This is a genomic window from Tractidigestivibacter montrealensis (genome assembly GCF_024741235.1).
Classification (GTDB): domain Bacteria; phylum Actinomycetota; class Coriobacteriia; order Coriobacteriales; family Atopobiaceae; genus Tractidigestivibacter; species Tractidigestivibacter montrealensis.
In genome coordinates, this window is record NZ_JANSKA010000003.1 from 241,459 (window position 1) to 266,707 (window position 25,249).

Sequence of the window (25,249 nt, forward strand, 5' to 3'; positions counted from 1 at the left end):
GTCGGCACGCCGCCTACAGACAAAACCATGTGTGGGTACTATGGGCGAGTCGCATGGTGTATTACTTACTGATACATTTATGAGGAAGCAAGAGTCCGGTACAAAAACTGGCAAAAAGCCCGAAGGGAGCAAGACATGGACACAAAGTTCTCGACGGCCATCCATATGCTGATCCTGGTATCCGAGGCGAAGACCCCCATGAACTCGGAGCAGATTGCTCATAGCGTGGGGACAAACGCCAGCTACATCCGCAAGGTGGCCACCCGCCTCAGCCGGGCGGGAATCATCGAGGGACGGCGCGGCGTGAGTGGGTTCTCCCTGCTCAAGGCACCAAAGGATATCTCTCTTCTCGAGGTGTACCGCGCGGTCGAGCAGAGCGAGGACGTCCACGTGTTCGACGTCCACCAGAACCCCAGCGACGAGTGCATCGTGGGGCGAAACATCCGCCCCGTGCTCAACGGAATGTTCCGACAAGCGGAGCAGGTAGTCGAGCGCAAGCTGGCGGGCGCGACGCTCGCGGACTGCATGGCGCGCATGCGCGAGAGGATCGAGAGGGGCGAGGAAGGCTCCCAAGAACAGGAAGGCGGCAAGCAATGAAGGCCGCAATTCTGGACAAGTACGACAAGAACGGCACGACCCTGGCAGTGAGGGACGTCCCCACCCCCAAGCCGGCAGCGCACGAGGTGCTCGCGCGCATCCGCACCGCTGCCGTAAACCCGCTGGACAACATGATAATCCGTGGGGACGTTCGTCTCATCGTCCCCTACCGCACGCCGCTCGTGATGGGAAACGAGTTCTCGGGCACCGTAGTACAGGTGGGTGCCGCCGCCGTCAAGTTCAAGCCCGGCGACCGCGTGTACGGACGCATGCCGCTCGCGAAGATCGGGGCATTCGCGGAGTATGCCGCAATAGATGAGGGAGCGCTTGCGCTCGTCCCCAGCTACCTCTCCATGGAAGAGGCCGCCTGCGTGCCGCTGACCGCGCTCGCCGCCCTGCAGGCGCTGGACATCATGGAGGCACAGCCTGGTCAGACGCTGTTCGTCTCCGGGGGGTACGGGCAGCCTTGGCGCCATGGCGATCCCCATCGCCGCGCGCATGGGCCTCACCGTGGCGACCAACGGCAGCGCCCGGAACGAGGAGGCGTAGTGTCGTACCTTACTACGGGCAATTCGTACGTGGACGTAGGAGGCAGGCGCATTGCATACCGTGAGCTTGCCGCCGGACGGTCCGCAGGCTCATCCTTGTTGGCACGGCGCCTCGTGGCGGCATGGGGATCGATCGCGTAACGTCCGTCACGTTTCGCCACATGCTCCACGCAGTTGCCAGGTGCAAGGACATGAAGCGCTACATCTTCTTCACGGACGACGCGACCGGGGAAGCCGCGGCAAACGCCACGTTCGCGCGACTCTATTCCAGGGCATTGTCCAACCAGGACACGCCCGTAACGATGCCTGCCTTTCTCGCCCAGCTCGGCGCAATCAAGCGTTGGGGCAAAGCGGCGGAAGACGACCTGTCGTTCGTTCGCGTTCCCACGCTCATCGCAAACGGTGACGACGACGCGATGGTCCCAACGCCCAACTCGAATGCGATGCACGAGAAGATCATCGGCAGCCGACTGGCGCTCTACCCTCATGCCGGTCACGGCTCGCTCTTCCAGTATCCAAATGAGTTTGCCGACGAGGTCAATTAATTCCTGAGCTAACGCCGGTGTGGAACGTGTCGCGGCAAGCGTTGCCTACCGCTTGCTTCCACAGAACGTACCATGAAGCGTGGCCACAAAGGACACCTCTTCTTCCATAGTGGCCTCCTCGTCACAGAGCGCCGCAAGCCTCGCAATCGAATCGCCTGGGCAGCAGCCCGCGAAGACCTTTACGCGAGCTTCTTCGTCCAAGAGGCAACCTCGTCCCGCGACTGCGTCGCCCTGTTTCCCGTGATCGAGAGGCCCCCTCCACCGTGGCGCCCTTGTAGACCCTCTTCAGGTGCCTCTCGGAGCCACCCATGCCGGAGCCCTCATAGCCTCTCAGTTCCACCGGCCTCGTTAGCTTCATACTTGATCACGGCCAACTCTATCTCGCAGATAAAGTCCGCTATCTGCTGGAGCCGGAAGTCCGCGGGACTACAGTTCCTGCAGGTAATCACCTGCTTGCTCGGCACGTACTCGAAGGCGGCGTGGAGCGCGTCGTTGGCCATGCCCTGCCCGGCGTCATAGTAGATCTTTACGATGTCGTAGGCCTGCAAGGTCTCCAGCTTGTCGAAGAGCAGGAGGATCAGGTCCCTCTTCGTCTTGGAGCCGAGAGCTCCCTCATGCGAAATCTCCCTAGGCAAAGAAAATGCCGGGTTCTGAATCCCCCCGGCATTTGATTACCCCTCCTTTCCAGGTGACTGATTGCCTTTTATCATCGGATGGTTGCCGCGCCAAGGCTCTCACGTGTAGCAAGACGCACGAGAAGCGCCCGACGCCCCATTTTTTTCAGTTACCTAGCCTAGGCCTTCACAAGCGTGACCGCGATGGTATTCAAGAACTCGAGCGCACCCGCCTCAACGGCCGCGCGGTCGCCTTGAGCGTACTCGTTATCGCAGGTAATCCAGTCAGCCCATGCCTCGGACGTGCACGTCATCTGGTGCATATCCTCGATAATTACACCACTCGTTTGGCCAATCATGTCTCGCCACCAAGCCAAATCGTGCATATATTCAAGCTGCTCTGCGTCCCAGGATGCGAGCAGACATGCCGGCAGCGCGTCGTGGCAGTCGCGCACCATGCCGGGGATGGAAAGGTAAATCCTTCCGCCAGACTTCACATACGGAAGAAGCCTCTCCCCCAGATAGTGCGGATCGCGTCCGAAATAGTTATATGAATCGATGCTCACCACGCTGTCGAAGAACTCCGGCTCGAAAGGTAGGCCTTCCGCGGCGTTGGCCTTGACAGGATGAATCCGCTCGTCCGGCACGCTCATCTCGCGAAAGAACGCGCGATTCTCATCGGGGTCGCTCCACAGGTCGACGGCGTACACGTCGAGCCCGTATTCGCGTGCAAGCATCACGCTTGTTATACCAGTGCCGGAGCCGAGGTCGCACGCGCGCGACCCCTTCGCGATATTCACGCCGCGAAGAAGTTCCTCGCAGAGCTTAAGCGGATTGGGGCCCATGATCTTTGATCGGACAAGGTTGACGTCAAAGCTATTCGCTTTTGGGAAGTTGTTCATTGTTACTCCTGTTCGCTGAGCTGATGATGAAAACAGGTGCGGAACGGCGCAAAAGCACAAGGCCTTGATGCGGCCTTTTCAAAAGCGCTCTGCGATTAACCGTTCCCTAAAGAACAATGACCAAAAAGACATCCCCTAAGATGTGTTTACGCGGAGCACGACTGCCCCGTCGGGCGCAGTATACAACCGAGCACAGTCGAACGGCAACTGGTCGCAGGCATCAGGCGCGCGTAACCAACATGGCGCTAATCTCCGATGGCCGGGGGACCGTGCATCCCCGCCGACCACGCTTGATACGATTTGCTTCCTCGTTGCCGAAGGGAAGGCGGAGATGTTTCCGTCCTATTCTGGCCCACCGGTTGTACGTCGACGCTCTGGACCAGCGCGGTCCAGAGCGCGAAGGCGGCAAGCGGGGCGGCGCCCACGCTCTCGATGAGATTGCCCGCCTCTCCGGCATCTTGCATGCTTTCTTGACAGGTGACCGAACGGTAACTATACTAGGTTACCGTTCGGTCACCTAGTATAGAGAGGACTGATATGGAACCGAGCACGAAGGATCGGATCACAGCAGCAGCGCTGCGGTTGTTCTCCGAAAAAGGGTATCTGGGCGCGTCTTTGAGCGATATCGCGAAGCAGGTCGGAATCTCGAAGGCCGCCCTTTATAAGCATTTCGCCAGCAAACAAGAAATCTTGGATCACATCGTCGCGCGGATGGACGAGCTGGACAATGAGCGGTCGCAGCGGTTCTCCATGCCGGGGAATGAGCTGGGCGGCACTGCTGCCTATAAGGAGATTCCCGTCGAGAAGATCCGCGCATACAGCAAGGCGCAGTTCCTGCATTGGACGGAGGAGGAATTCCCCTCTCGTTTTCGCAAGATGCTGACGTTGGAGCAGTATCGGGATTCGGGCATGGCCAATCTGTACCAAAAGTATTTGGCAGGCGGCCCCGTTGAATACATGGCGTCGGTGTTCGGTGAGATTACAGGCTCTGAAGACGCGGCTTGGCAGCTTGCACTGGAGTTCTATGGGCCGATGTTCCTGTTATACGGCTTGTCCGACGGGGGAATGGACGAAGCGCGCGCAATGGAGCTGCTGGACGATCATGTAAGCCGATTCATTGACCAGATAGAAGCAGGAAAGGTTCGTTGAGCAGCGGGTAAGGAGGGTTCCCAATGACAAAGCTTTACTTCGGCGATACGACCACCATAGCCACAACGATCATGATTCTTGGTCTTGTCGTCTTCATCGGCTACACGATCGTCAACCGCGGCGGTGTCCAGCACTGGGGAATGCGGGGGCTGTTGCTCCTTGCGTTCGGCCTTGTCGTTTGCTGTTTCGCGGAGGCTCGCGACGGGTTGGACAAGACCATTCAATCCTCCATCGACGGGAGTTGCGCGGCCGGGCTGTTCCCGTTGGTCAGCATCCCGACCGTCGTAGGGTGCATTGGCGCCCTTGTCATAATCGCGTCCGCAATCGCCATGCTCATCGCGAACTCGCAACAGGCTAAAGAACTCTGCTTTTGGTTTATGGCGTCAGGCGTTGCCGTGAAGATCATGGTCGTGGAAATCGCGAGAGTTATTGCGCTGTAATCCCGACCGATAACAAAATGCATGGAAAGGAGCGACTATGAACTGCCCTGAATGTGGCGCGAGTATGGAACAAGGTTTGTTGTTTGCCAGCAAAGACGGCGCTTTCGGGTTCGCAAGTCGGGTTCCCGGCGTTTTCGAGAACGCGCGGAATGCCGAGGGCTTCGTGCAAATCACCGAACCGAAACTAGGATGCCGAACTAGCGTGGAAGCTTGGCATTGCGCGGACTGCAAGGTTGTTGCATTCAAACACTAGCTCCCGCCACGCTCTGCGCCGATACGCTTGCCTCCGCCCTCGATCATGCTCGACCCGCATCGCCCCTCTCGAGGCCTCGCGGTGCGTCTGCGGTAACCGCTCGTGCTACAACAATACGGACATCAGAGATTAAAACACAGCCCCCGTCGGGTAGTCGTGGGCGTGCGGGAGTCCGCATCAGTAACCTGCCTCCTTGGTTGTCCCTTCTCTGCATGGTCATCTACATTTCAGTAGTAGAAACTAGCCCTAATCATAGACGGTCGAGAGGGGGCTATCGCGTGAAGCTGCCGAGGCATTATTCAGGGTTGCGCGCCAGCACCAGGTTTCTCCTGACAACCTTCCTCATCACCTGGCCCGCGTGGTGGCTGAACGCAGCCCTGACCTCGGCGGGCATCATCGAGTATTCAAGTCCCATCGAAACGGCGCTCCACACCGCCGGCGTCTTCGGGCCCACCGTCGCCGGGCTCTCGTTGATCCCGGGAGGCTTTACCCTGAAGCGCAGCCTCGCGTTCACGTTCGGCGGACTGAGACGCTCGCTCCCTTGGACCGCGGCGTTTCTCGTCGTGCCGCTGGTTCTTCTCACCGCCGCTTCCGATGGCCTCGCGGAAAGCTTCAGCCCAATCTCCGCCATGGGGGTCTTCCTTGCTGCCCTCATGGTGAGCGGCGGCAACGAGGAGCTGGGTTGGCGAGCGGTCCTGGAGCCTGAGCTTGAGCGAAGAATTCCTTTTTTCGCGGCCTGTCTTGCCACCGGGGCGATTTGGGGCCTGTGGCATCTGCCGCTGTGGTTCACGCAGGGCGCCGGGAGGGAGACGACCCCGTTTCTTGCGTTCGTAACCCTCGCCGTGCTCCTCTCGTTCTGGCTGTCAGCGCTCTATCGCGCGGGCGGGTGCGCCTTCTCCTGCCGCCTTCTCCATGCATTAGCGAACACGCTAATCGGGGTGCTTTCGCTTTCAAGCATTTCACTTGTGATAGCCGCGATGCTCGCCCTCACGGGGCTCTCGTTGGCCGCTTTCCGCCGCAAGCTCCCAATCGAAGAGGTCTGCGACGGAAAATCGGAATGGCCTGCTCCGTGAATTAGGTGAGGCCGCGCTGGCGAACGATCGCAGACAGGCGAGCACCCTTGAACCGGAATGCCGTTCCGATCCAGGATGCTCGTTTTTTCTATATGTGGACAGGCGTGCAAAAGGGGGGCACGAGAAGCGACCCTGAGGACCCCACCCCCCACTCGACCACGCTGACGGGCTTCGTCGTGAGCTCGTGGTAAACGCGGCAAATACCGGGGATCTCGTCCTTTTACAGCCGCTCGATATGACAAAGGGACTGCCGCTTTGTCATATTCCGCACCTACGCGAGCGCTTGATCGATCAGCTTGTTGAGTGCCTCGCGCTGCTCAGCAGAGTTGATACCGCCCATGATCGGTTCTCCCACGATGTTGCCGTTCTGGTCGATCACGTAGGTGGTCGGGAACGAGTACAGGTTGGAGGTGAACTTTCCGGCCTCGCTATCCGACTTAAACCAGATGTTTTTATACGTCACGCCCTTCTTGGAAAGCACGTCCTTGGCATCGGCCACCTCGTCTTTGTTACCATCGAGCGTAAAGGAATTAACGCCCACGACCTGGCCGCTCTTTGCAACAAGCTCCTTGTTAAGCTCCTCCAGATCGCCTAGCTCTCCCACGCAGGGCTTACAGGTGGTAAACCAGAAATTCATGACGGTCACCTTGTTCTTGGAGAACAGCTCGTCGCTGTTTACATCGTTGCCGTCCAAGTCCTTGCCCTTAAAGCTGGGGAACTTCGCTGCCTCGCTCTTGCCGTTGGTCATCCCTGCGGTCGAAGCATCAACGCTCTCCCCCTCGCCAGGCGTGCTGCCACATCCGGGGAACTCCTTCTCCAGCGCCGTGAGCTTTTCCTCGATCTCCTTGACCTGCTGTGCGCCGGCCTTAAGCGTCTTGAACTCGTCAGCCGTAAACTGGTCCTTGGCGCTCTCGATGGTATCAAGCAAAAAATCGCCGTAGTTCTTGCCGTCCTCAATCATGGGAACGTCTTTGTTGGCCGCAAGGAACACCTTTTCCCACAAAGCGCTATCGCTCGCAAAGATCTCGTTCTCCTTTTGCAACAGCTGCTGAAACAGTTCGGTGGCCTCCTCGGCACTCGACGGCTTTTGCGCTATGAGCTCGGCAATCTGCGTATCGCCGCTCGCGGTATTGTTCGCGTCACTCTTAGGTGCAGAACACGCCGCGAGACTCAGCGCCAGCACGGGCACCATCAGCAGGGCCGTAATTTTTGACAGTTTCATGGTTCCTCCGTTATATCGAAGCTTATATAGGTACCTATTTGTTTTCGCGGGCTTGCGCGGACTGCGCGGTGCTGTTGCCCGTCACGCCCAGCCCGTAGCGAAAGCTAATGGCATCGACGGGGCACGCACCCACGCACTTGCCGCAGCGGATGCACTCGGCATGGTCGGGCGTACGCGTAACGTCCACGTCCATCTGGCACACCTTGGCGCACTTGCCGCACGAGACGCACTTGCACTGATCAACCTGGATCCCCAGTAACGACACCTTGTTCATGAGTGCATAAAATGCACCGAGGGGGCAAATCCATTTACAGAAGGGGCGATAGAACAGTACACTCAGCACCACAACCGCAATGAGGATCGCGAGCTTCCAGGTAAAGAGCTTTCCCAGCGCGAAGCGGATCCCCGTATTCATGATGGACAGCGGAATCGCGCCCTCGAGCACGCCCTGTGGGCAGATGTACTTGCAAAAGAACGGATCGCCCATGCCCACATCGTTGACCACCAAGACGGGCAGCAGCACCACGGCAAACAGCAGCACGGCATACTTGATGTACGTGAGCGGCTTGAGCTTTTTCGTGGAGAGTTTTTTGCCAGGAATCTTATGCAGAAGCTCTTGCAGCCATCCAAACGGACACAAAAAGCCGCATACAAAACGCCCCAACAGCACGCCGATCAGAATGAGTGTCCCGGTGACGTAATACGAAAAGCTGAACTTAGACGAGCCCACCACCGACTGAAACGACCCGATGGGGCACGCGCCCGAGGCAGCCGGACACGAGTAGCAGTTGAGCCCCGGCACGCAGACGGCTTTGCCCGCCCCCTGGTAGATGCCTCCCTTGGCAAAGTTGGGCAGATGAATGTTGGTCGCGAGCGTCGCCGCCGCCTGAATCAATCCGCGGAATCGCGCCAAAAGGTGCGATACGGTGTTTATTCTTTTATCCAATTCCGATACACTCCAAGCACAGCCTGATTGCCTTGGCCAGCACGGCATCCGCCTCGCCGCGCATAACGCCAAAGCACACCATGGCCATCCCGACGATCAGCAAAGCAACCTGCGCCACAGGCTTAATCGCTTTGAACAATCTGACCACTCCTTTCGCTTCGCGACCCATTGGACCATACCGACTATAAAATCCGCGTTAAGCGCGAATGACTATGCAAGGAGAACGTTATGCGCATCTTGGTCGTCGAGGACGAGCGGGCGCTGTGCGATGCGATCGCACGCAGCCTGCGCAACTTGGCCTATAGCGTCGACTGCTGCTACGACGGACAGCAGGCCCTCGATCTGCTCGATGTCGAGACCTTTGACCTTGTCGTGCTCGACCTCAATCTCCCCCATGTCGACGGCATGACCGTGCTCAGGCAACTCAGAAAAACCGATTGCGAGACCAAGGTGCTCGTGCTCTCGGCACGTGGCGAGGTCGCCGATAAGGTGGCGGGACTCGATGCCGGCGCCAACGACTACCTCACCAAACCGTTCCATCTTGACGAGCTGGCGGCGCGCATCCGCAGCCTCACGCTCAGGCGCTTCACGCAAAACGATACTGTCCTCACCTGCGGGTCGCTGAGCTTTGATACCAAGACTCGCGTCGCCTCGGTGGGCGACGTGCCCCTATCCCTCACACGCAAGGAAACCGGCATCTTGGAATACCTGATGCTCAACCAAGGACGACCAGTGAGCCAAGAAGAGCTTATCGAGCACGTATGGGACAGCAGCGTCAACAGCTTTAGCAACGCGATTCGCGTGCACATCTCGTCGCTGCGCAAAAAGCTGCGCGGCGCGTTGGAGCTCGACCCCATCCGCAACCGGATCGGCGAAGGCTACGTTATGGAGGATGGCGAATGAAGCGGCTGTCGCTGCAGTGGCGCATCACGTTGATGACGGCCCTGCTGATGTGCTTGACCGGCGTGCTCATTAATTGCATGGTCGGCTACTCCGGCATGCGCTACATGGACTCGATCGGCACTGAAATGTCGGCGCATGGCGAGGTGCAGGCGGACTTGCCCAGCTCATTTGACCCGGCGAGCAAAGAGCTCGACGACGAGCTGACCATCGTCGTGAGCAACGCCCAGGAATCGTTTGGCGCGACGAGCTGGTATATAACCGCGGCGGTAACGCTGCTCGGCGGCGTGCTGGCCTATTTTGTGAGTGGGCATGCGCTGCGGCCGCTGCGCTCCTTTGCGGCGCAAGTCGAGAGCGTGCAACCCGACAACCTCGCCGACGCAAAGATCAGCGAAGACGTGCCTACCGAACTCAGGCGCTGCAGCGCGTCGTTTAACGACATGATTGCCCGCCTTGACGAGGGTTTTTCTGCGCAAAGGCAGTTTACGGGCAATGCGGCGCACGAGCTGCGCACGCCGCTCGCGCTCATGCAGGCCCAGGTTGAACTGTTTTGTGCCGAGCACCCCGGCATCGACGCTGACACGGCTAGCCTGCTCGGCCTGCTGCAGGAGCAGACCGAGAGAATGACGCACATGACAACGACGCTACTTGAAATGAGCGAGCTGCGCGGTGTTCCCTGCAACGACGAGATTGACCTGGCGCCGATGATCGAGGAAGTGCTCACCGACCTGGCGCCGCTTGCCGAGGAAAAGGGCATCACGCTTGCAAGCGAGGGCGAAGCGCAAACGATCGGCAGCGACACGCTGATCTATCGACTGCTGTTCAACTTGGCCGAAAACGCCATTCGCTACGGCGCGCCCAGCTCGACCGTGCAAATCAGCACCCGCGACGAGGGCGACCGCGTGCTGCTGCGCGTGCGCGACCAGGGGCTGGGCATTCCCGAGCAATACCAGACGAGCATCTTCCAGCCCTTCTTTCGCGTCGACAAATCGCGTAGCAGGGCATATGGCGGCGTGGGCCTGGGACTTGCGCTAGTCTGGGAGATTGCCGCGCTCCATGGTGGCTCCATCGAGGTCGAAGAGAGCTCGGAGAGAGGAACGACGATGCTCGTGACCCTTCCCGCACGCGCGCTCGGCTAATAACGCCTCGCCACAAGGCAGCGCAACGCCAAGACCCGCACTCCAATGTCTACTCTTTTCGAAAAAGGGGCCCCGCGCGATTGCGCGGGCCCTCATTCATAGAGCATGACCGGAGTAGGCCGAACAGCCTACCCCCACTCGTATATTGGATGCGCTTTAAATAACTGAGCTTTATGATCTTAAGCAAAGGCACGGAGGAAAGCAGGGGCGAAGTTACCCCCCTGGGGCAAAAGGCCTCGTAAATGGGCGAAGCTCGCGTTCTTCGGCGACGACCCCGCCGAGGCGAGCAAGCCCGCGAAACCCCAAGCGCCGAGCCCGCGAGGCATCGAAGGCCCTTAAGCAGCCGGCGATGGGAACCAAGGCGCAGCAGGCGCTCGCGAGTCAGCGGGAGACAATGAAACGGGAGTCGGCCCGCGCAAGAAGCCAACGTCGCACGGACGAGGCGGAGGCGCGCTTCGAGCAGCGGAAGCTGAGGCGCAAGCAGAAGCACCGCGGGCATTTATCGCCATCTGTGGCAACCCTTAAACCCTTATACAGAAGCGGCGTCAGTTCCGCTTGAAACCGACACCGCTGTCTATTGCGCCGCTCGTCAACAGCCAATCCTCATCCCGCTCAGAAGGTCCTCCCCTCCTGCATGAACTCGGGGAAGTTGGCATGGATGATGCCGTCCCTTTGCTGAATGGGGGTCGCTTCGCGTCAGCAGGTACTTGGAGTAGTTGTCTCTGACCTGCTCGAACGGGCGGTATTCGCGCTCCTCGGTGGACCGGTCGGCCATGATGTCCATTGCGACCTGAACGTATGCGTAGCCCATCTCCGGGTTCCTGAGGATGAAGTCGCATTCCAGCTTTCCAATGCGCCCAACGCTGACCTTGCAGCCCTGCGCGCGAGCGTAGCGGTAAACGATGTTCTCGAGGACGGGCCCGTAGTTGATGCGGTTGTCAGTGTTGGGGGCGAAGTAGAAGCCTAGGTCCGCCAGGTAATACTTCTGCTCGCCCCGCAGCGATTTTCGTGACTTCAGGTCGAAGCGTGCGCACTTGCTGACGATCTTCGCGTCCTCGAGGATCTGGAGGTATCGCGCGAGCGTCTCGCGCTTGACCCTCACGCCCTGCTTGCTCTCGAGGTCGGACTGGATGCTCGCAAGCGAAGTGGTGGCGTCGAAGTTGTTGATGACGTAGTCGCGCATCTGGTTGAACACCGAGATGTTCTTGATCTTCACGCGCCGGCGGATGTCCTTTTCGAAGATCTCCTGGATTACCGCCGCGACGTAGGCGCGCTTGTCGGCGAGCCCGGAGGTGGTGATGCGCGCCATGTCGTCAGGGCGCTTGTTGGAATCCACGTAGGGCTCCTTCGGGGTCGATGGGATGCGCCGGCACGCGCAGGCGCATTGGTCACAACATTAAATTACATGCAGACACGACCCGGTTTTCCCTACCGAGCGCGAACGGAAGACGCAGCACGGCTCATCGTACTGGTGAACCTCTACGTCTTCACCAACCACATCATGACCCTGGCCACCCTCCCGTTCTTTATCCAAAGCCTGGGCGGAAGCGAGGCGGTCGCGGGCATCTGCGCAACGGCCCTCTCTTTAGCCGCCGTGATCATCAGACCGTTTGTGGACTGGTGGCTCGATAACGGAGCCCGCAAGGTGGCGCTTGTGATAGGCCTTCTGCTCTTGGGCGCCGCACCTCCAGGCTATGTGTTTGTGCCGATTTTCTGTCATGCCGCCCAATGACCCCGAAGCGGGTATCACCCAAGAGGCACAGACCCAGTTGAAAGAGGCATCATGTCCAAGCTTGACGATTTCATGCGGCTCCTATGCGGCGAGTTCGACAACAGGGAGCAGTTCGAGGCGAAGCGGGCCGCGGGCGAGACCTTCCCCCTTGCCCGCCACGTCAACACCGCCTGCAACGACAAGATCCTGGGGCTTCCCGACGACTTCGCCGGCACCTTCATGGTCGAGGAGAGCTACTACGAGGTTGACGGCAAGAAGTCTGCCTCGCCCCACCTGTTCCTCTTCACCGAGGAGAAAGACGGCGTCCTTCTGACCTCCTACGACACGCCCGAGGGCAACGACAAGCGAACGTTCTCCTACGCGACCATGGTCCCCGCCGAGTTCTCGTCCCTGCGCGAGTCGGGCAAGTTCACGCCCGCGCTCTACCGCGAGCACGATGGCGTATGGGAGGGCGGCTCGGACTCCATGTTTTCGCCCGTCATGAGGTTCCACCTGTTCGAGAGGTTCTCCGCCGACGTCCTGGAGGTCTCCGAGTCCATGGAGATGAACGGCAAGCGTGTGTTCGGCTTCGACGAACCAATCCTCTACAAGCGCATCGGCAAGTAGTCACGAGGCGAGCACGGATAGGCTGTTCCGCGAGGGATGGAGGAGCTTCTACGAGACCCTCGGACCACAGGAAGGGACTGGGCGTGCCTGCCCCCTCCCTCGAGGTCAGCTAGGGTTGGTACGGAAATGCTGCCGCAGTCCCGAGAGGCTATGTCTTCTCTGGTTGGTTCAGCAACAAGGACTGCACCACGGCCTACGGCTTCGACGCCGCCGTGGACGGCACTGAGGCCGAGTTCACCCTGTATGCAGGTTGGAAGGCTGAGGCCCAGCCCGGCGCTGGCGAAAACGGGGGCAACGGCGGAAACTCCTCTGCCAATGCGAACGCAAACGCCAACACCGCTAACAGCAACAGCTCCAACAAGGGCAACTTGCCCCAGGCCGGCGACAGCCTCACTCTTGTCGGTAGCGCGTTTGCTTTGGTTGCCGCTGTCGCTGCCCTGATTGCGGCATCCGCGCTTCGCCACAAGGAGATTCACTAGCGTATTTAGCTCGTTTGTCTCCGTTTGCCGGACGGTAGTACAGAAATTGGGCTGCTTGATGAAAGGGGCCGAGCCTGGAGACAATCCAGACTCGGCCCCTTCGAGAAGCATTCCGACCACACCCGAACGAATCTCGTTCCTGGACTGCGCCCTCAACGACCCCGAACTATCCCCGCAGGGCACCGTTCAAACAGTTACGAAACAATCTTGTTGACAAACTGATCCCCGGCGGCCAACCACGGGCGACGCCGGGCAAGGCGCAGGTAGACAAGCTCATGGCATTCCTTCGCGACCTTGGCGCCCGCGATCGGTTTAGCTCCTACCATTCGCCAGTGCTCGACGGCAAACAATGGCAGCTCTTCGATGGATGCCGCTCGCACGAGGGGTCTAACGCATATCCCAAAGGCTTCGAGAAGCTGCTGAAATACCTGGCGGACGAATTCGGCTGTGAGGAGATGCGACCGCAGCCCGACGATACCTGCGATGGCCCGACCGAATCGGAATGCCTCGCGATGCTGGCCTTTTACGACCTGCCAAGCGGCGAAGAAGCCAGGCAAAGGCTCGAGAACGGCACCTTCGCACACTGGACAAAGAGGCTTCGCGAGCTTTTGTAGACCCCTCGAAGACGTGAGCCTTCCCTCCCGCCCGCCTCCACGCATCGCCCGTGGCGAGCGCAGGCCGCCTGGCCGCTTGCGCCCACCATGGGACGCGTCTCCAGGCGGCGCTCCCGCTACGAAACAATCGTCTTGTAATAAGCGCCGAAGTCTGCGAGCGAGTCCATGACGGGCATCATCTGGCGGCCGAGTTCAGTGAGGCCATACTCGACGCGGGGAGGATTCTCGCCATAGTCATGGCGAAAGACCAGCCCGTCATCCTCCATCTGTCGCAGGCTGTCGGTGAGCACCTTCTGAGAGATCCCCTCGAGGTCGCGGCGCAACTCGTTGAAACGCCAGGGGCGCACGCGCAGGTTACGGATAATGAGCAACTTCCACTTGCCGCCGATGAGCGCTACCGCCGTCGCGACCGGACACTCCGGAAGCTCCTCTTTCGCCTTCATGGGAGACCCACCCTCCTCGATCATGCCGGTTTCAAAAAAGATACGCAGTTACAAATAAGTGCGTACTCGTATTTGCATGTGCCTTTGCGTTGAATGTATCCCACGCAGGAGATGCCTGCAAGGTAAATCAGCCTCAGGAGAGGAGCCATTATGGCCAATTACGCAAAGACCAACATCGGCAATGAGGGCCGCGTCGAGCTGCACGAAGTGCTTGGGCTTACCGGAGCAGAGGCGAGCGTCAACAAGCTTCCCGCCGGCGCCAGCGTTCCGTTCGTGCATGCGCACAAGGATAACGAGGAGATCTACGGCGTGCTCGAGGGCGCTGGCTCGGCCACGATCGACGGAGAGGACATCGAGCTTGCCGCCGGCGAGTGGCTGCGAGTCTCCCCCGCCGCGCACCGCCAGTTCCGCGCCGCGTCCGACTCGGGCATCACGTACGTTTGCATCCAGGTCAGGCAGGGATCCCTCGACGCCTTCACGGCCGACGACGCCATCATGCTCTAATTCGCGATCAGCGCGCGAGGGGCCAACGAAGCCACACATTGGCCCCTCGCGCAAATCTCACGCTCGCTACCACCTCTACCCCAGCCTCGAGCAGCCCATGTTCGCCCCGCTCGCGCAGTACTCGTCGCGCGGCTTTGCCGAGGGTCGCCGCACCATCCGGGTCTTCACCCGCGAGAAGGCGATCGGGCTCGAGGTCTTCGCGGTGGACGTGGTGGACGCGAGCTCGGAGGGCAAGCGGACCGACTTCGCCGACGCGGCGGAGCTCGACGCTTACCTCTGGGACAAATTGCCCCGATGCGAGGTCGTCCTGGAAGAGCCGGCGGATATCGCCCAGGCATGGGCCTTTGTGACGTGCGGCTACCAGACGAGCAACTCCCACACCGTAGTCTACGCGAAGGAAGTGGAAGCATGGGATTCGCGCCCATCGGAATAGGGCTCCTCACGCTCACGGCCTACGCCTGCTGCGCAGCCGGCGGCGACGACGACCGAGACTAGCCTTCGAAAATCGGAATCGCAACCAAGCAGAACGATCAAGCCCCTCGCTCCGATGGTCGGACGAGGGGCTTGCGCATGGTGGAATAATGAAGAGCACGTGAGACGCGTCGTGTGTGCCGTGTTGCATCGGTTGCGCATGAGAGCCTTACGCAAGGTTCGTTTACGTCAGGAGATACAGAATGGCGCTCAAATTCGATCTCGGGGAAGCCCTGTCCCAAGCTGCCCACGCCGCAGGAGAGATGGCAAAAGGTGCATCGGCGACCGTCGAGTCCGCCGCCAAAGGCGTCGCGAATGCGGCCGAGGACGCGGGGAACGCCATCGTCGATACGGCCGTCTCGGCATCCGAAGCCGTCGGAAGCGCCATGTGCTCGGCTGCGGAAGGCGTGTCGAGCGCCGGCGAGCAGATCGCGTCGTCCGATGCGGACAAAGCGATCGCAGGGGCTGCGAACGCGGTGGGCGGAATCGCCGTCGGCGCCGCAATGGGTTTGGCCCAGGGAGCGTCGTCCCTTGCGTCCGGCGCGGCGTCGACCGTCGAGGGCGGCATCAACGCCATCAAGGAGAACTCGTTCTCCGCGCGCCTCCGCAAGGCGCGCATCAAGGGGTTCCGTGACGGCATCAAGCAGGGCGCCTACCTTGCGGGCCAGAAACGGTACAACTTCATCTACGCCTACGTGGCGACGCTCTGCTTCCTGATGCGCTGCGACGGCGATTTCTCCCAAGAGGAGCAGGAGTGGCTCGAGGACGGCCTCAGCTACCTCAAGCTGGACGGCGGCCTTCCGGACGACGTGAAGGCGAGGGTGCAGGCAATCGCGGACGACGAGGACCTGTCCTTCGACCGGGTCAAGGACTACCTGGACAACGTGAGCACCGTGTCGCTGGACTCCATCGCCGAGCAACTGCAGGTCGCCGCGGCAGCGGACGGTCAGGTGACAGAGGAAGAGGAGCACGCTTGTAGGCTCTTCGCCGACTACATGGCGGCGAGGGCGGCATGCGTGGCGGTCGACGAGAGCTGGGCCGAGCAGGCAGTCGAGAAATCCGTCCGCGAGTACGGCGAGAACCTCGAGCGCATCGACCGCGAGTTCAAGGAGCGGACGAAGCTGCAGGACGCCGACGCGGCCTTCGTCATCGCCGCGACCATGCTCCAGGTCGTCCGCGTGCTCGTCATCAACTCCCTGACGGAGGTCGAGCGGGCGGGGGCGGGCAACGCCAAGGAAGACGCCCTGCATAACTTCCAGGACCGCGTTTTCTCCGGCTTCGACGATGGGGGTCCGGCGGAATCGGGCCGCCTGTTCGCCTCCAAGAGCCACATCCTCTCCTCGCGAGGCGTGCCGTACGACGCGACACGCTACGAGGCCGAGAACCTCAAGATATTCAAGGGGGCGAACCACCGGTTCGCGACCCTCGGCCACGACCCGGTGCTCGGCCTCGTGTTCGGGACCTCAAACATCATGACCAACAGCATCACCTGCGTTAAGGACGCCAACGTCTTCGGAATCGGCGCGCGGATCCCCGCGACCTACTCGGTCTCCTACGACGCCTTCGGGAAGAACCCGCTAATCGGGGCGCCCGCCGGGACCGTGGAGATGCTGGTCGCGGCAGGAAGGCGCGTCGTAAGCGAGCCGGATGCCGCCGCAGCGGCCCTGATCAAGCAGCTGATCCACATCGGCACGGACCTCTACACGCCGTGCGGGATACAGGTCCCGTTCGCCAACCTCGTTCTCGACAAGGCGCACACCGAGGCCCTCACCAAATACGTCAGCACCGGCGACGTATTGAAAGTCGGCATGCAGGCTGGCATGACGGTGCTCATCAACTGGCTGATAGCGGCGCTCCACGGCTGCTCGCTGATATTCAAGGACGACGGGTCGGACTACTGCACCGAGATGTACCAGGCGCGCACCAAGAAGATCATCCTCATCTCCGACACCATCGCGACCTCGAGCAGCGTCGTGCAGGCATCGATAACGAAGAACCCCAAGTGCCTCGACCTCGGAGGCGCGGCAGTGCTCGTCTACCGACTGTTCTCGGATGCTCGCTTCGTCGCCAAGCTCAAAGAGGAGTTTCTCCAATCGGAGCTTGACAAGATCTACGACGAGCGAGCCAAGGGGCTACTCTAGACCCAGGCGCCTTCGTTCTCACATCACCCACTTGAACACGACACGGAACAGCCAGACGAAAAAGCCCAGCGTGACCTTAAGCGGCGCCTTGAGGAACCTACCAAACCTCTTCATCGACGTCGCCTCGGCCTTCCTTGACCTTGTGGGCGCTCTCCTCGACGCCCTCTTCCTTCTCCTCCGCGAGCATCCTCGCCAGCTCTTCCGGCACGCCCGGGACCTGCGCGCCATCGGTATGCCGTCCGCGGGCACGTCGGCACGCCAGTCGTCGCGCACCTGGTGCCAGTTCGCCGTGAGCCAGAGCCCCTCCTCGGGCTCCTCGCGCATCTCGAGTTCGAACTCCGTGAGGTAGACATCCCACCCGCCACGTGCGCGAATGCTGCTGCTTGCCCTCTCGAAGCCCTCGCGCAGCTGCACCTCGTCGATGAAGAGGCGGCTCTGGGCGCCCTCAAGCGCCCAGAGCCGCTCCATGTACGTAGTGTGGCCCACCCATGCCATCATCCGCTCCCTCTCGGTTTCGAAACTCGAATTTGTTTAGAGTTTCGAAACCGAGAGGGCAATATGCGCGCGGATGCGTCGAGGGGCGAATCCCGGTCGTGCCACGTCGGCAGCGATTCGAGCTGCTGGGCAGACTCAACGCCCACATCGCAGGGCTGAACAACGGCTCCTTCGTCATGGACGACCAGGAAACGCCGCGCGTCGAGGCATTGTAGCCAGCGGGCAAGCCAGCGTTGCCAAGGCCAGCGCCCCGCTTGGAGCGTTGGCCTTTTCCAGCCCCACATCAAGTTGCCATGCAGCGTCTTGCCCTCCTCGCCCAGGCGGCTCTTCTCGTTAGCTCCAACGAGTAGCGAACGTGCTGGGAAATGACGATGCGCAGCATCCGAGATTCCCGCCTCGCCCTCGAGGACAAAACCGCGTGTCTACTCACTTGGGATAAACGCATGCCGGCTCCAATCTTCATTGGAGTCGGCATATCAAATTAGAGGTTCATTGAGGTATTCAATATCGTTTAAATGATTTACGCCCGCATAACTAAGGATATTTCTATTTCCATGCTCTCAATACCGGTCTATTGAACATTTATGCCGAGCTAAAAAGAAACGTTATCAGCGCAATTGACGGAGTAGTAAGAAATGGGCGCAATATCGACGAAGCGTTGGATTACATTGATGCAAAGATGCTCGTTGGTGTACTTAGGTTCGATGAAGATACCTGTCGCGCATGTAGACGTATGTGGAAAACATTGCAAGCAAGGCGCCTCGGCAGAGGCACAAGATAGGCAGTGACTATAATGACCAGCACAAAATTTACTTGGATTAGCTTTTATAAAGAGTTATCTGACAAGCTGCTGACCTATCGAGACAGGCGCGACGATCTGATAAACAAGCTAGCAACTGTCTATGAATCGATTGGGATGAGTCTCCCTAAGCTTGAGGCAGATGAGCTCCAAGACATCGATCCGTTCACCGTCTTCGGCCTCTTCAACAAGGGCATCACAGATGCAAACCGGCAAAAGATCATCGCCGGCATCGCCGAGGTGTTCGACATTGGGGCAGATCAGCCAACGGACTTCGAGGGCATCCCCGTGCTCAACAACCTCAACGCGACCTTCTATGCCTTCGCCAACGACGAACATCGCGGCAAGCACGACATCGACAACCTCTGGCACGTGTTCGAGGCCGAGCTTGTACTAGCTGCAGACGATAGCGAAGAGAACCGCAAGGCATTCGTCGATGCATTCGATGCCGCCGTCATCCAGTTCACACTTGGCTGGAAGCTCACCATGGGCCTCTACTGGGCGAGGCCCTACAACTTCATCAGCCTGGACTCGCGCAACCGCTGGTTCATGGCCGACGCGGCAAAGGCTGGCTCCACCATCGCCGGCACAGTGCCGAAGGAGAAGGACTCGCCAGTTCATGACGGAGATCGCTACCTCGCCATTTGCGACACCATCAAGTCGGAGCTCGGAAGCGAAGAGTGCTCGTATGCAGACTTCCCCTCGCTGACGGCTGCCGCCTTCGTGGAGTCCGAACGCGTCAACCAGGAGCGGAAGGCTGCCGAGAAGGCTGCAGCTGAGAATGCAGAGGAAAACGCCCTTGGAGACGAGGGGGTCAAGACCACACATTACTGGACCTACTCCCCGGGAGACGGTGCCGCGAGGTGGGATGACTTCTACGCACGTGGCGTAATGGGCGTCGGCTGGAGCAAGCTCGGCAACGTCGAGAAATACGCCAGCAAGGAAGATATCCGCAAGAACCTGCGCACCCTGTACAGTAGCAAGTACTCGCAGAAGAACTCCGCGCTCGCGCTCTGGCAGTTCTCGCGCGAGATCAAGCCGGGCGACGTTGTCTTTGCTAAGCGGGGCCGCAGCGTGATTATTGGTCGCGGCATCGTTGAGGGGGATTACCAATTCGGCGAAAATGGCGACTCCTATCCGAACATCCGCAGGGTACGCTGGACGAACAGAGGAGAGTGGCACACGGAAGACCTCCTCGCCATGAAGACCTTGACGGACATCACCGCCTATCCCGGCCTCGTTGAGAGGCTCAACTCGTTCTTCGAGGACGAGGGCGGCGAAGTCGAGGAAGACACGGAGGAGGCTGAATACCCCGCGTACACGTCCGAGGACTTCCTCTCGGAGGTCTACATGGACGGCGAGCACTACAGGTCCCTCGTCAACGTCCTGCGCGCGAAGAAGAACATCATCCTGCAGGGTGCCCCAGGCGTGGGCAAGACCTTCGCCGCAAAGCGCCTGGCCTACTCCATGATGGGCGTGAAGGACGCCGAGCGTGTGATGATGGTGCAGTTCCACCAGAGCTACAGCTACGAGGACTTCATAGAGGGGTTCCGCCCGAGCGCGCAGGGCTTCGACCTCGAGAAGGGCGCGTTCTACAACTTCTGCAAGAATGCGAAGGACGATTCTGACAACGACTACTTCTTCATCATCGACGAAATCAACCGTGGCAACCTCTCGAAGATCTTCGGCGAGCTGTTCATGCTCATCGAGAACGACAAGCGCGGGCCCAGGAACACGCTGCAGCTCCTCTACTCGCACGAGCTGTTCTACGTCCCGAGCAACGTATACCTCATTGGCATGATGAACACAGCGGACCGCTCGCTCGCCATGCTCGACTACGCCCTGCGCCGCCGCTTCGCGTTCTTCGACCTCCGTCCCGCCTTCGACACGGAGAGCTTCATCGCCTATCAGGAGGGACTTGCCAGCGAGAAGTTCGATAGGCTCATCTCCTGCGTCGTGAAGCTGAACGAGGCGATCGCGTCCGACGAGTCGCTGGGAGACGGCTTCTGCATCGGCCATAGCTACTTCTGCCGCATGTCCCCGGACGACGTGACGGACCATAAGCTCTCGGCAATCGTCAACTACGAGCTCGTGCCGATGTTGCGCGAGTACTGGTTCGACGAGCCCACCAAGGTCGACGAGTGGGCCGGCAAGTTGCGCAGGTCAATCCGGTGATCCGGATACAGAGCATCTACCACATGCTCGCCTATGCGTTCCAGACGCTGCAAGGGCAGGGCTACCGCGACATCACAGCCGAGGAGTTCGACAACACCGCCGACCTCCTCGCCGAGATACTGTCACGGGGCGTGAGCCTGCAGCTCAAGCACGGCCTTGGCCGAGAGTACGTCGACCGCGAGGATATGCTCTCCTCACCGAGGGGCAAGATTGAGCTGTCCGAGTCCTTGAAGACGCGCTCGATTCTGCGCAGGCAGCTGGTCTGCAGCTACGACGAGTTCAGCACGGACACGCGCATGAACCGCATCCTCAAGGCGACGATCATGCTCTTGATTCGCTCGGACATCGACAAGGCGCGCAAGAAGGCACTTAGACGGCTGCTTCCGTACTTCGTGGACGTGGAAGACGTGAACCTTTCGGGCGAAGACTGGCACATGCGCTTCGACCGGAACAACCAGACCTATCGCATGCTCATGAACGTGTGCTGGCTGGTCGTGAAGGGCCTTCTCCAGACGCGGGAGAGCGGGAGCCTCCGCATGATGGACTTCCTCGACGAGCAGCGAATGAGCCACCTGTACGAGAAGTTCATCCTCGAGTACTACAGACGCGAGCACCCAGAGCTCTCCGCAGGGGCGCCATACATCAGCTGGGCGCTCGACGACGGCTTCGATGACATGCTCCCCGCCATGCACACCGACATAACGCTCACACGGGGCAGGACCGTCCTCATCATCGACGCGAAGTACTACAGTCACACAACACAACAGCAGTTCGACAAGCGAAGCGTCCACTCCGGCAACCTGTACCAGATCTTCACCTACGTGAAGAACAAGGAAGCGGAGCTAGCCAGCACTCACGAGCAACATAGCGTGTCGGGCATGCTGCTCTATGCCAAGACCGACGAAGACGTGCAGCCTGATGGCGTGTACCAGATGAGCGGCAACCAGATAAGCGTGAGGACATTGGACCTGAACCAGCCCTTCGAGACAATACGCTCGCAGCTCGACAGTATTGCTGAAGCTCATTTCCCAAAAGAGGTGGCTTATGTTTGAGAGCCTGACAAAACATCTGCCTGCGATTGAGAATGCCGAGGGATTTGGCAACTGGGTCGTAGACCGAGAGAGCAAGGGCACCATGGACGACCCAATCAAGATGCCCTACGTGAATTACGGAACGACGGTTGCTGACGTTGAACAGGCAATCTACGACTTCGTCGACGAGCATCCCGAGTACGAGCTCACGCATTACCGCGACATACTTGAACGCAACGGACTCGAGTGGGGCAGCCAGGCAATGTCTGGGGCAGATGTATCGGAACTCGACGGCCAGGCGGTGATGGCGCTTCTGCTCGGAGCCGTAAGAGCAGAACGCTTCTGCGATGGGGCACTGCTCGGCTTCTTTGGGGACGGAAGCATAAGACGCTGGCTGTTGAGGTTGAAAGAGATTGACGGGCGAGACGGGAATGAAGTGCGACATGAATAAAGATGACGCCATCGCGAAGCTTGAGTTGTTGATCAAAGAGGGCGAGACAGTTCTTGCTACTTCGCACTATATCGAAGGCGTAATCGGAGCACCTTATGTTAAGTCTGAGCTATTTAGCCCCTGGAGAGCGAAGGCATCCATTGCGCTCCATGAGCTACTTCCCGAGTCTCAGCAGGACGCGCTGAAAGACCTTGAGAAGAAGGCTAACGACCACACCGGGATTGCAAGACAATGGCAAGGACTTCTCCAGGGAACTTTGGGGGGAATACGGCAAGGCTTCATCGTCCTTGAAGACTCGAATGATAGCGACAGTGACATTGTCATTGAGCAGATATTGGACAGGTTCCCCGACGTCGTTGCTTCCATCAATCGTAGACATGCTGGTAGAGACGGTTTTGCGATCAATGATGAATACGACGTCCAAGACCTTCTCAGATCAATCTGCCTGGCCTACTTTGATGACGTACGCGCTGAGGAGGCGGTGCCCGGCTTTGCTGGAAAGAACTCGCGCACGGATTTCTATCTCAAAGACGAAGCGCGCTTCATTGAAGTGAAGATGACACGTGATGGCCTACGTGACAAGGAGCTTGGCGAGGAGTTGAGCATCGACATTCCTCAGTACAGAGGGCATCCAGGATGCGAGCGACTTTTCTGCTTCATCTACGACCCAGGTAGACTTGTCCGAAACCCAACTGGTCTCAAGCGTGACCTCGAGAAGATAATCCCGGAATTCGTTACCGTCATCATTGCACGGTAGACAGAACAAGCAGCCTTTAGAGCTAGTGCCCCCCGGGAGCCGAAGCTCCCGGGGGCCCTGCGCTTAGATCGGCCGAGCGCGTTGAGATGGTGGCGGAGAAGCGCCGGGGCCTCACCGACGATGAGCATGCTCACGACGTCGAGCCTGATCCGGATGTCCTCGGAGTCCAGGTGCTCAGCGAGGTAGGCCGCCGCCAGCCGTTCGAGCGCCGCGCGGTCCGCGTCCTCCTCGGGGAATCCCTCGCCGCCGTTCTGCGTGACCTGGCAGTGGACGAAGACCAGCTCGTCCTCGTCGCGGGCGATGAGGTCGGCTACGTCGCCGCCGTGCGCCCAGCCATCCTCCAGGATCTCGAAGCCCCTGTGCTCAAGGTAGACCCTGATGCCCCTCGTGGCCCTGGTGTCGATGGCTTCCATGATGTCCTCCTTAGCTCCCGGCCCGCCCCGGTGGCGCGCCTTGCGGCTCGCATGCCGGCGGGGTTCGCGTGGGTGCAAGGGGGGAAGCAAAACCCGGAGGGCTCGAGTTTTCGCAAGGGTGCTTCGTACCCGCGAAAAGTTTTTGCGGCCCTTGCGGCCGCAAGCGGTTCCCAGCGAGCCTGCAAGAGTCCAAGGAGAGCCCTTGGAGGTGGGCAAGGTGCAAGGGGGGGCATTGTCCCCCACTTGACCTAGTGGTTTCGCGATGAATCGCATGGCCCTAGAGGAAAAAGTCCCTCGCGCTCACGATGCGGATGCCGTCGATGTCCGTGTCGTAGGAACCCTGCCTCACAACCACGATCTTCTCGTGGTTGTCTCGTATCGACTTCAGAGAGGCGATCTCTCGCTCCCTGGTCTCGCTTGCGAACATCTCGTCAGTCGCCTGCACGTAGAGCACGCGCCCGTCCTTCGTCGCAACGAAGTCAACTTCCTTGCCATAGAGCTTGCCCACATGCACGCTCCACCCTTCGTAGAGCAGCTGGAGATGCACGGCGTTCTCGAACAGGCGGCCAGTATCCGTGACCCTATAGCCGGCCATCCAGGTCCTGAAGCCGGTGTCGACGATATACTCCTTCGGGTTCGTCTAGAGGAGCGCCTTGCCGTGCAAGTCGTAACGCGTGGCATAGAGAGAGGTCAGCCACCGCGCTTTTGCCCTTTGCACTCGTGATCACGCCGGCGAAGTCGGTGTTATGAAAGAGCATTGCCTCCTCGAGGTATCTATCGGGCGTTTCGGTCTATCGCCTCTCAAGAGCTGCTCCTAAAATTCAAATCCCATTTCACTTTTGGGAGTATCAAAACTCCGTGTCGCAAGAGAAGCAAAGAGCCAACCTCGAGACAAACCGCCTAAAGGGATAACGCTCCCGCCGAAAGACTGGGCAGCTTGCTCGATCGACGCGGACCGGCAATTGCTAAACCCCAAAAGCCGGACCGCACGGCGTCCCTCGCTTCGCTAAATCAATTTTATGGGATGACGGATCACGGTCTTGAGCTTCTCCGGCGCGCACTTGCGCGGGTCGGAGAGGTAAATCTCGTGATGCAGACGGGCTTCGGAGAAGTCGGGGGCGTAGCCCCGTTCCGCCGCGAATGTGCGCATGGCGTCTATGGTCGCCGGCTCATCGTCGTAAGGCCCGGTATGCATGCACTGAACGCAAAGGCCCTCGTCGACCCTCAGCAGCTCGACCGCCGAGAAGTCCAGCTTCTTCTTGATGGCAGCTTCCGAAACTGCCCAGTCGAAGTCCTCGCGAGTGACGAAATCGGGCAGACGGATGCACGAGATGAAGTTGAAGTCATCCTTCCGCGCATAATCAATCTCGCCATCGGCGCGGTCTTGCCACCAGAAGCCCTCGAGCGGCGGAACAACGAAGTCGAAATAGCCCTCGATTTCCCGCGGGCCCTTCTTCGACATCTTGATGGCATATGCGACGCCGTAGAGCAGCGGCAACGCGTTCTGGTACTCGCCGCCTTCGGCATTGGGATCGCCCTTGCCCCGCACGGCGACGTAGCTCATAGGCGGAACGGTTACGACGCTCGGCTTGCCGGACGGCCTGTAGAGCTCCCTGAACTCCTTCTTGAAATCGTATGCCATCGCAACAGCCCTCCCTGAGCTTGGGTTTCCGACGATATCCGACCAAATATAGCAATGGGCGCGGCTTCGGAGGAAACCGCGCCCATTGGCAGACACTATAACATGTAATCGAACGCTTGTTCTATTCCCACTCAGTAATCAAATCGTGCACTTCCATAGCCTCTCGTC

The 25,249-nt window shown here is 59.7% G+C and carries 32 protein-coding genes and 1 pseudogene; 22 read left to right on the forward strand and 11 right to left on the reverse strand.

The window, feature by feature from the left end; translation table 11 throughout:
- The first annotated feature begins 135 nt into the window (after positions 1 to 135).
- From NVS32_RS05835 to NVS32_RS05845, 3 genes are read left to right on the forward strand one after another with little or no spacing between them, the layout of a single operon-like run.
- Positions 136 to 597, forward strand: a complete 462-nt coding sequence (locus tag NVS32_RS05835) for an Rrf2 family transcriptional regulator (RefSeq protein WP_258499041.1) — start codon at positions 136 to 138, stop codon at positions 595 to 597.
- Positions 594 to 1,286, forward strand: a complete 693-nt coding sequence (locus tag NVS32_RS05840) for an alcohol dehydrogenase catalytic domain-containing protein (RefSeq protein WP_258499042.1) — start codon at positions 594 to 596, stop codon at positions 1,284 to 1,286. The genes NVS32_RS05835 and NVS32_RS05840 overlap by 4 nt, the downstream gene beginning before the upstream one ends.
- Positions 1,268 to 1,690, forward strand: coding sequence for an alpha/beta fold hydrolase (locus tag NVS32_RS05845; protein WP_258499043.1), 423 nt, complete (start codon positions 1,268 to 1,270; stop codon positions 1,688 to 1,690). Before NVS32_RS05840 ends, NVS32_RS05845 begins: the two co-directional genes overlap by 19 nt.
- Before the next feature lie 320 nt (positions 1,691 to 2,010).
- Here the strand turns inward: NVS32_RS05845 and NVS32_RS05850 are convergent, their stop codons facing one another.
- Positions 2,011 to 2,325 carry a hypothetical protein gene (locus NVS32_RS05850; protein ID WP_258499044.1) on the reverse strand — a complete coding sequence of 105 codons (315 nt, stop codon included), beginning with the start codon at positions 2,323 to 2,325 and terminating at the stop codon, positions 2,011 to 2,013.
- A 158-nt stretch (positions 2,326 to 2,483) separates the two neighbouring features.
- The gene (locus NVS32_RS05855) at positions 2,484 to 3,206 is read right to left on the reverse strand and encodes an SAM-dependent methyltransferase (protein ID WP_258499045.1); all 723 of its coding nucleotides are present in this window, start codon (positions 3,204 to 3,206) and stop codon (positions 2,484 to 2,486) included.
- A gap of 537 nt (positions 3,207 to 3,743) precedes the next feature.
- Between NVS32_RS05855 and NVS32_RS10905 the strand changes: the two genes are divergently transcribed.
- The 4 genes from NVS32_RS10905 to NVS32_RS05870 all read left to right on the forward strand — a co-directional run bounded on the left by NVS32_RS10905 (position 3,744) and on the right by NVS32_RS05870 (position 6,121).
- Entirely contained in the window at positions 3,744 to 4,355 is a 612-nt protein-coding gene (locus NVS32_RS10905) for a TetR/AcrR family transcriptional regulator (RefSeq protein ID WP_303646539.1), read from the forward strand.
- 23 nt (positions 4,356 to 4,378) lie between these two features.
- Positions 4,379 to 4,795, forward strand: a complete 417-nt coding sequence (locus tag NVS32_RS05865) for a hypothetical protein (protein WP_258499046.1) — start codon at positions 4,379 to 4,381, stop codon at positions 4,793 to 4,795.
- Between the two features lie 37 nt (positions 4,796 to 4,832).
- Positions 4,833 to 5,048 carry a PF20097 family protein gene (locus NVS32_RS11020; protein ID WP_368407211.1) on the forward strand — a complete coding sequence of 72 codons (216 nt, stop codon included), beginning with the start codon at positions 4,833 to 4,835 and terminating at the stop codon, positions 5,046 to 5,048.
- Between the two features lie 278 nt (positions 5,049 to 5,326).
- On the forward strand, positions 5,327 to 6,121 hold the full coding sequence (locus NVS32_RS05870) for a CPBP family glutamic-type intramembrane protease (protein WP_258499047.1): 795 nt from the start codon (positions 5,327 to 5,329) through the stop codon (positions 6,119 to 6,121).
- A gap of 271 nt (positions 6,122 to 6,392) precedes the next feature.
- Here the strand turns inward: NVS32_RS05870 and NVS32_RS05875 are convergent, their stop codons facing one another.
- The 3 genes from NVS32_RS05875 to NVS32_RS11025 are packed head-to-tail and all read right to left on the reverse strand — an operon-like array spanning position 6,393 to position 8,458.
- Complete coding sequence (locus tag NVS32_RS05875) at positions 6,393 to 7,343, reverse strand: redoxin domain-containing protein (RefSeq protein WP_258499048.1); 951 nt, start codon at positions 7,341 to 7,343, stop codon at positions 6,393 to 6,395.
- Between the two features lie 34 nt (positions 7,344 to 7,377).
- Positions 7,378 to 8,337 carry a 4Fe-4S binding protein gene (locus tag NVS32_RS05880; protein WP_081920135.1) on the reverse strand — a complete coding sequence of 320 codons (960 nt, stop codon included), beginning with the start codon at positions 8,335 to 8,337 and terminating at the stop codon, positions 7,378 to 7,380.
- Positions 8,282 to 8,458, reverse strand: coding sequence for a CD1871A family CXXC motif-containing protein (locus tag NVS32_RS11025; RefSeq protein ID WP_042089143.1), 177 nt, complete (start codon positions 8,456 to 8,458; stop codon positions 8,282 to 8,284). The genes NVS32_RS05880 and NVS32_RS11025 overlap by 56 nt, the downstream gene beginning before the upstream one ends.
- Positions 8,459 to 8,517: 59 nt before the next feature.
- Here NVS32_RS11025 and NVS32_RS05885 point away from each other — a divergent pair, with 59 nt between their 5' ends.
- The 3 genes from NVS32_RS05885 (at position 8,518) to NVS32_RS11030 (ending at position 10,887) form a co-directional block, all read left to right on the forward strand.
- Positions 8,518 to 9,192 carry a response regulator transcription factor gene (locus tag NVS32_RS05885; protein ID WP_258499049.1) on the forward strand — a complete coding sequence of 225 codons (675 nt, stop codon included), beginning with the start codon at positions 8,518 to 8,520 and terminating at the stop codon, positions 9,190 to 9,192.
- Positions 9,189 to 10,328, forward strand: coding sequence for a sensor histidine kinase (locus tag NVS32_RS05890; RefSeq protein ID WP_258499050.1), 1,140 nt, complete (start codon positions 9,189 to 9,191; stop codon positions 10,326 to 10,328). The genes NVS32_RS05885 and NVS32_RS05890 overlap by 4 nt, the downstream gene beginning before the upstream one ends.
- Positions 10,329 to 10,488: 160 nt before the next feature.
- A complete protein-coding gene (locus NVS32_RS11030) occupies positions 10,489 to 10,887 on the forward strand; it encodes a DUF2992 family protein (protein WP_368407215.1) in 399 nt (132 codons plus the stop codon).
- A 30-nt stretch (positions 10,888 to 10,917) separates the two neighbouring features.
- Here NVS32_RS11030 and NVS32_RS05895 read toward each other — a convergent pair whose 3' ends face one another.
- Complete coding sequence (locus NVS32_RS05895) at positions 10,918 to 11,664, reverse strand: DUF8612 domain-containing protein (protein ID WP_258499051.1); 747 nt, start codon at positions 11,662 to 11,664, stop codon at positions 10,918 to 10,920.
- Positions 11,665 to 11,733: 69 nt separating this feature from the next.
- Here NVS32_RS05895 and NVS32_RS05900 point away from each other — a divergent pair, with 69 nt between their 5' ends.
- The 5 genes and pseudogenes from NVS32_RS05900 (at position 11,734) to NVS32_RS05920 (ending at position 13,759) form a co-directional block, all read left to right on the forward strand.
- Positions 11,734 to 12,060, forward strand: a complete 327-nt coding sequence (locus tag NVS32_RS05900) for an MFS transporter (RefSeq protein ID WP_143712638.1) — start codon at positions 11,734 to 11,736, stop codon at positions 12,058 to 12,060.
- A 51-nt stretch (positions 12,061 to 12,111) separates the two neighbouring features.
- Entirely contained in the window at positions 12,112 to 12,666 is a 555-nt protein-coding gene (locus tag NVS32_RS05905) for a hypothetical protein (protein ID WP_032111254.1), read from the forward strand.
- 155 nt (positions 12,667 to 12,821) lie between these two features.
- A pseudogene (locus NVS32_RS05910) lies at positions 12,822 to 12,917 on the forward strand (hypothetical protein); the annotation flags it as partial.
- Positions 12,906 to 13,145: a hypothetical protein gene (locus tag NVS32_RS05915; RefSeq protein ID WP_258499082.1), complete on the forward strand. Its 240-nt coding sequence runs from the start codon at positions 12,906 to 12,908 to the stop codon at positions 13,143 to 13,145. The pseudogene NVS32_RS05910 and the gene NVS32_RS05915, both read left to right, overlap by 12 nt.
- A gap of 275 nt (positions 13,146 to 13,420) precedes the next feature.
- On the forward strand, positions 13,421 to 13,759 hold the full coding sequence (locus NVS32_RS05920; protein WP_258499052.1) for a hypothetical protein: 339 nt from the start codon (positions 13,421 to 13,423) through the stop codon (positions 13,757 to 13,759).
- 116 nt (positions 13,760 to 13,875) lie between these two features.
- Here NVS32_RS05920 and NVS32_RS05925 read toward each other — a convergent pair whose 3' ends face one another.
- On the reverse strand, positions 13,876 to 14,202 hold the full coding sequence (locus NVS32_RS05925; protein WP_032111257.1) for a winged helix-turn-helix transcriptional regulator: 327 nt from the start codon (positions 14,200 to 14,202) through the stop codon (positions 13,876 to 13,878).
- Between the two features lie 150 nt (positions 14,203 to 14,352).
- On the opposite strand from NVS32_RS05925, the gene NVS32_RS05930 reads away from it, so the two are divergent.
- The 3 genes from NVS32_RS05930 to NVS32_RS05940 all read left to right on the forward strand — a co-directional run bounded on the left by NVS32_RS05930 (position 14,353) and on the right by NVS32_RS05940 (position 17,318).
- Entirely contained in the window at positions 14,353 to 14,706 is a 354-nt protein-coding gene (locus tag NVS32_RS05930) for a cupin domain-containing protein (protein ID WP_258499053.1), read from the forward strand.
- 97 nt (positions 14,707 to 14,803) lie between these two features.
- Positions 14,804 to 15,139: a sortase family protein gene (locus tag NVS32_RS05935; RefSeq protein ID WP_258499054.1), complete on the forward strand. Its 336-nt coding sequence runs from the start codon at positions 14,804 to 14,806 to the stop codon at positions 15,137 to 15,139.
- Between the two features lie 241 nt (positions 15,140 to 15,380).
- Positions 15,381 to 17,318, forward strand: coding sequence for a tellurite resistance TerB family protein (locus NVS32_RS05940; protein WP_258499055.1), 1,938 nt, complete (start codon positions 15,381 to 15,383; stop codon positions 17,316 to 17,318).
- 18 nt (positions 17,319 to 17,336) lie between these two features.
- Here the strand turns inward: NVS32_RS05940 and NVS32_RS05945 are convergent, their stop codons facing one another.
- Positions 17,337 to 17,816 carry a hypothetical protein gene (locus NVS32_RS05945; RefSeq protein WP_258499056.1) on the reverse strand — a complete coding sequence of 160 codons (480 nt, stop codon included), beginning with the start codon at positions 17,814 to 17,816 and terminating at the stop codon, positions 17,337 to 17,339.
- A gap of 790 nt (positions 17,817 to 18,606) precedes the next feature.
- Between NVS32_RS05945 and NVS32_RS05950 the strand changes: the two genes are divergently transcribed.
- The 4 genes from NVS32_RS05950 to NVS32_RS05965 are packed head-to-tail and all read left to right on the forward strand — an operon-like array spanning position 18,607 to position 23,026.
- On the forward strand, positions 18,607 to 20,787 hold the full coding sequence (locus tag NVS32_RS05950) for a DUF8426 domain-containing protein (RefSeq protein ID WP_497023374.1): 2,181 nt from the start codon (positions 18,607 to 18,609) through the stop codon (positions 20,785 to 20,787).
- A gap of 23 nt (positions 20,788 to 20,810) precedes the next feature.
- Complete coding sequence (gene mcrC, locus NVS32_RS05955; protein WP_258499058.1) at positions 20,811 to 21,839, forward strand: 5-methylcytosine-specific restriction endonuclease system specificity protein McrC; 1,029 nt, start codon at positions 20,811 to 20,813, stop codon at positions 21,837 to 21,839.
- Positions 21,832 to 22,269: a DUF6508 domain-containing protein gene (locus NVS32_RS05960; protein ID WP_258499059.1), complete on the forward strand. Its 438-nt coding sequence runs from the start codon at positions 21,832 to 21,834 to the stop codon at positions 22,267 to 22,269. The genes mcrC and NVS32_RS05960 overlap by 8 nt, the downstream gene beginning before the upstream one ends.
- Positions 22,262 to 23,026 (forward strand): PD-(D/E)XK nuclease domain-containing protein, encoded by a 765-nt coding sequence (locus NVS32_RS05965; protein ID WP_158553576.1) that lies wholly within the window; start codon positions 22,262 to 22,264, stop codon positions 23,024 to 23,026. The genes NVS32_RS05960 and NVS32_RS05965 overlap by 8 nt, the downstream gene beginning before the upstream one ends.
- On the opposite strand, the gene NVS32_RS05970 is transcribed toward NVS32_RS05965, so the two are convergent.
- The 3 genes from NVS32_RS05970 to NVS32_RS05980 all read right to left on the reverse strand — a co-directional run bounded on the left by NVS32_RS05970 (position 22,930) and on the right by NVS32_RS05980 (position 25,081).
- Complete coding sequence (locus tag NVS32_RS05970) at positions 22,930 to 23,439, reverse strand: YraN family protein (RefSeq protein WP_258499060.1); 510 nt, start codon at positions 23,437 to 23,439, stop codon at positions 22,930 to 22,932. The two genes, NVS32_RS05965 and NVS32_RS05970, sit on opposite strands and share 97 nt — an antisense overlap.
- Before the next feature lie 277 nt (positions 23,440 to 23,716).
- Entirely contained in the window at positions 23,717 to 24,034 is a 318-nt protein-coding gene (locus NVS32_RS05975) for an ATP-binding protein (protein WP_258499061.1), read from the reverse strand.
- Between the two features lie 411 nt (positions 24,035 to 24,445).
- Positions 24,446 to 25,081, reverse strand: a complete 636-nt coding sequence (locus NVS32_RS05980) for a GyrI-like domain-containing protein (protein WP_258499062.1) — start codon at positions 25,079 to 25,081, stop codon at positions 24,446 to 24,448.
- Positions 25,082 to 25,249: the final 168 nt, after the last annotated feature.

Bases quoted from the DNA above. Each gene is read 5' to 3' on its own strand.
- NVS32_RS05925 (WP_032111257.1), bottom strand. From the start codon at position 14,202: ATGAAGGCGAAAGAGGAGCTTCCGGAGTGTCCGGTCGCGACGGCGGTA.
- NVS32_RS05875 (WP_258499048.1), bottom strand. From the start codon at position 7,343: ATGAAACTGTCAAAAATTACGGCCCTGCTGATGGTGCCCGTGCTGGCG.
- NVS32_RS05905 (WP_032111254.1), top strand. From the start codon at position 12,112: ATGTCCAAGCTTGACGATTTCATGCGGCTCCTATGCGGCGAGTTCGAC.
- NVS32_RS05930 (WP_258499053.1), top strand. From the start codon at position 14,353: ATGGCCAATTACGCAAAGACCAACATCGGCAATGAGGGCCGCGTCGAG.
- NVS32_RS05920 (WP_258499052.1), top strand. From the start codon at position 13,421: ATGGCATTCCTTCGCGACCTTGGCGCCCGCGATCGGTTTAGCTCCTAC.
- NVS32_RS05900 (WP_143712638.1), top strand. From the start codon at position 11,734: ATGCAGACACGACCCGGTTTTCCCTACCGAGCGCGAACGGAAGACGCA.
- NVS32_RS05935 (WP_258499054.1), top strand. From the start codon at position 14,804: ATGTTCGCCCCGCTCGCGCAGTACTCGTCGCGCGGCTTTGCCGAGGGT.
- NVS32_RS05970 (WP_258499060.1), bottom strand. From the start codon at position 23,439: ATGGAAGCCATCGACACCAGGGCCACGAGGGGCATCAGGGTCTACCTT.
- NVS32_RS11020 (WP_368407211.1), top strand. From the start codon at position 4,833: ATGAACTGCCCTGAATGTGGCGCGAGTATGGAACAAGGTTTGTTGTTT.
- NVS32_RS10905 (WP_303646539.1), top strand. From the start codon at position 3,744: ATGGAACCGAGCACGAAGGATCGGATCACAGCAGCAGCGCTGCGGTTG.
- NVS32_RS05885 (WP_258499049.1), top strand. From the start codon at position 8,518: ATGCGCATCTTGGTCGTCGAGGACGAGCGGGCGCTGTGCGATGCGATC.
- NVS32_RS05855 (WP_258499045.1), bottom strand. From the start codon at position 3,206: ATGAACAACTTCCCAAAAGCGAATAGCTTTGACGTCAACCTTGTCCGA.
- NVS32_RS05835 (WP_258499041.1), top strand. From the start codon at position 136: ATGGACACAAAGTTCTCGACGGCCATCCATATGCTGATCCTGGTATCC.
- mcrC (WP_258499058.1), top strand. From the start codon at position 20,811: ATGCTCGCCTATGCGTTCCAGACGCTGCAAGGGCAGGGCTACCGCGAC.
- NVS32_RS05880 (WP_081920135.1), bottom strand. From the start codon at position 8,337: ATGCCGTGCTGGCCAAGGCAATCAGGCTGTGCTTGGAGTGTATCGGAA.
- NVS32_RS05945 (WP_258499056.1), bottom strand. From the start codon at position 17,816: ATGATGGCATGGGTGGGCCACACTACGTACATGGAGCGGCTCTGGGCG.
- NVS32_RS05845 (WP_258499043.1), top strand. From the start codon at position 1,268: ATGGGGATCGATCGCGTAACGTCCGTCACGTTTCGCCACATGCTCCAC.
- NVS32_RS05865 (WP_258499046.1), top strand. From the start codon at position 4,379: ATGACAAAGCTTTACTTCGGCGATACGACCACCATAGCCACAACGATC.
- NVS32_RS05950 (WP_497023374.1), top strand. From the start codon at position 18,607: ATGACCAGCACAAAATTTACTTGGATTAGCTTTTATAAAGAGTTATCT.
- NVS32_RS05960 (WP_258499059.1), top strand. From the start codon at position 21,832: ATGTTTGAGAGCCTGACAAAACATCTGCCTGCGATTGAGAATGCCGAG.
- NVS32_RS05940 (WP_258499055.1), top strand. From the start codon at position 15,381: ATGGCGCTCAAATTCGATCTCGGGGAAGCCCTGTCCCAAGCTGCCCAC.
- NVS32_RS11025 (WP_042089143.1), bottom strand. From the start codon at position 8,458: ATGGGTCGCGAAGCGAAAGGAGTGGTCAGATTGTTCAAAGCGATTAAG.
- NVS32_RS05965 (WP_158553576.1), top strand. From the start codon at position 22,262: ATGAATAAAGATGACGCCATCGCGAAGCTTGAGTTGTTGATCAAAGAG.
- NVS32_RS05840 (WP_258499042.1), top strand. From the start codon at position 594: ATGAAGGCCGCAATTCTGGACAAGTACGACAAGAACGGCACGACCCTG.
- NVS32_RS05980 (WP_258499062.1), bottom strand. From the start codon at position 25,081: ATGGCATACGATTTCAAGAAGGAGTTCAGGGAGCTCTACAGGCCGTCC.
- NVS32_RS05975 (WP_258499061.1), bottom strand. From the start codon at position 24,034: ATGGCCGGCTATAGGGTCACGGATACTGGCCGCCTGTTCGAGAACGCC.
- NVS32_RS05890 (WP_258499050.1), top strand. From the start codon at position 9,189: ATGAAGCGGCTGTCGCTGCAGTGGCGCATCACGTTGATGACGGCCCTG.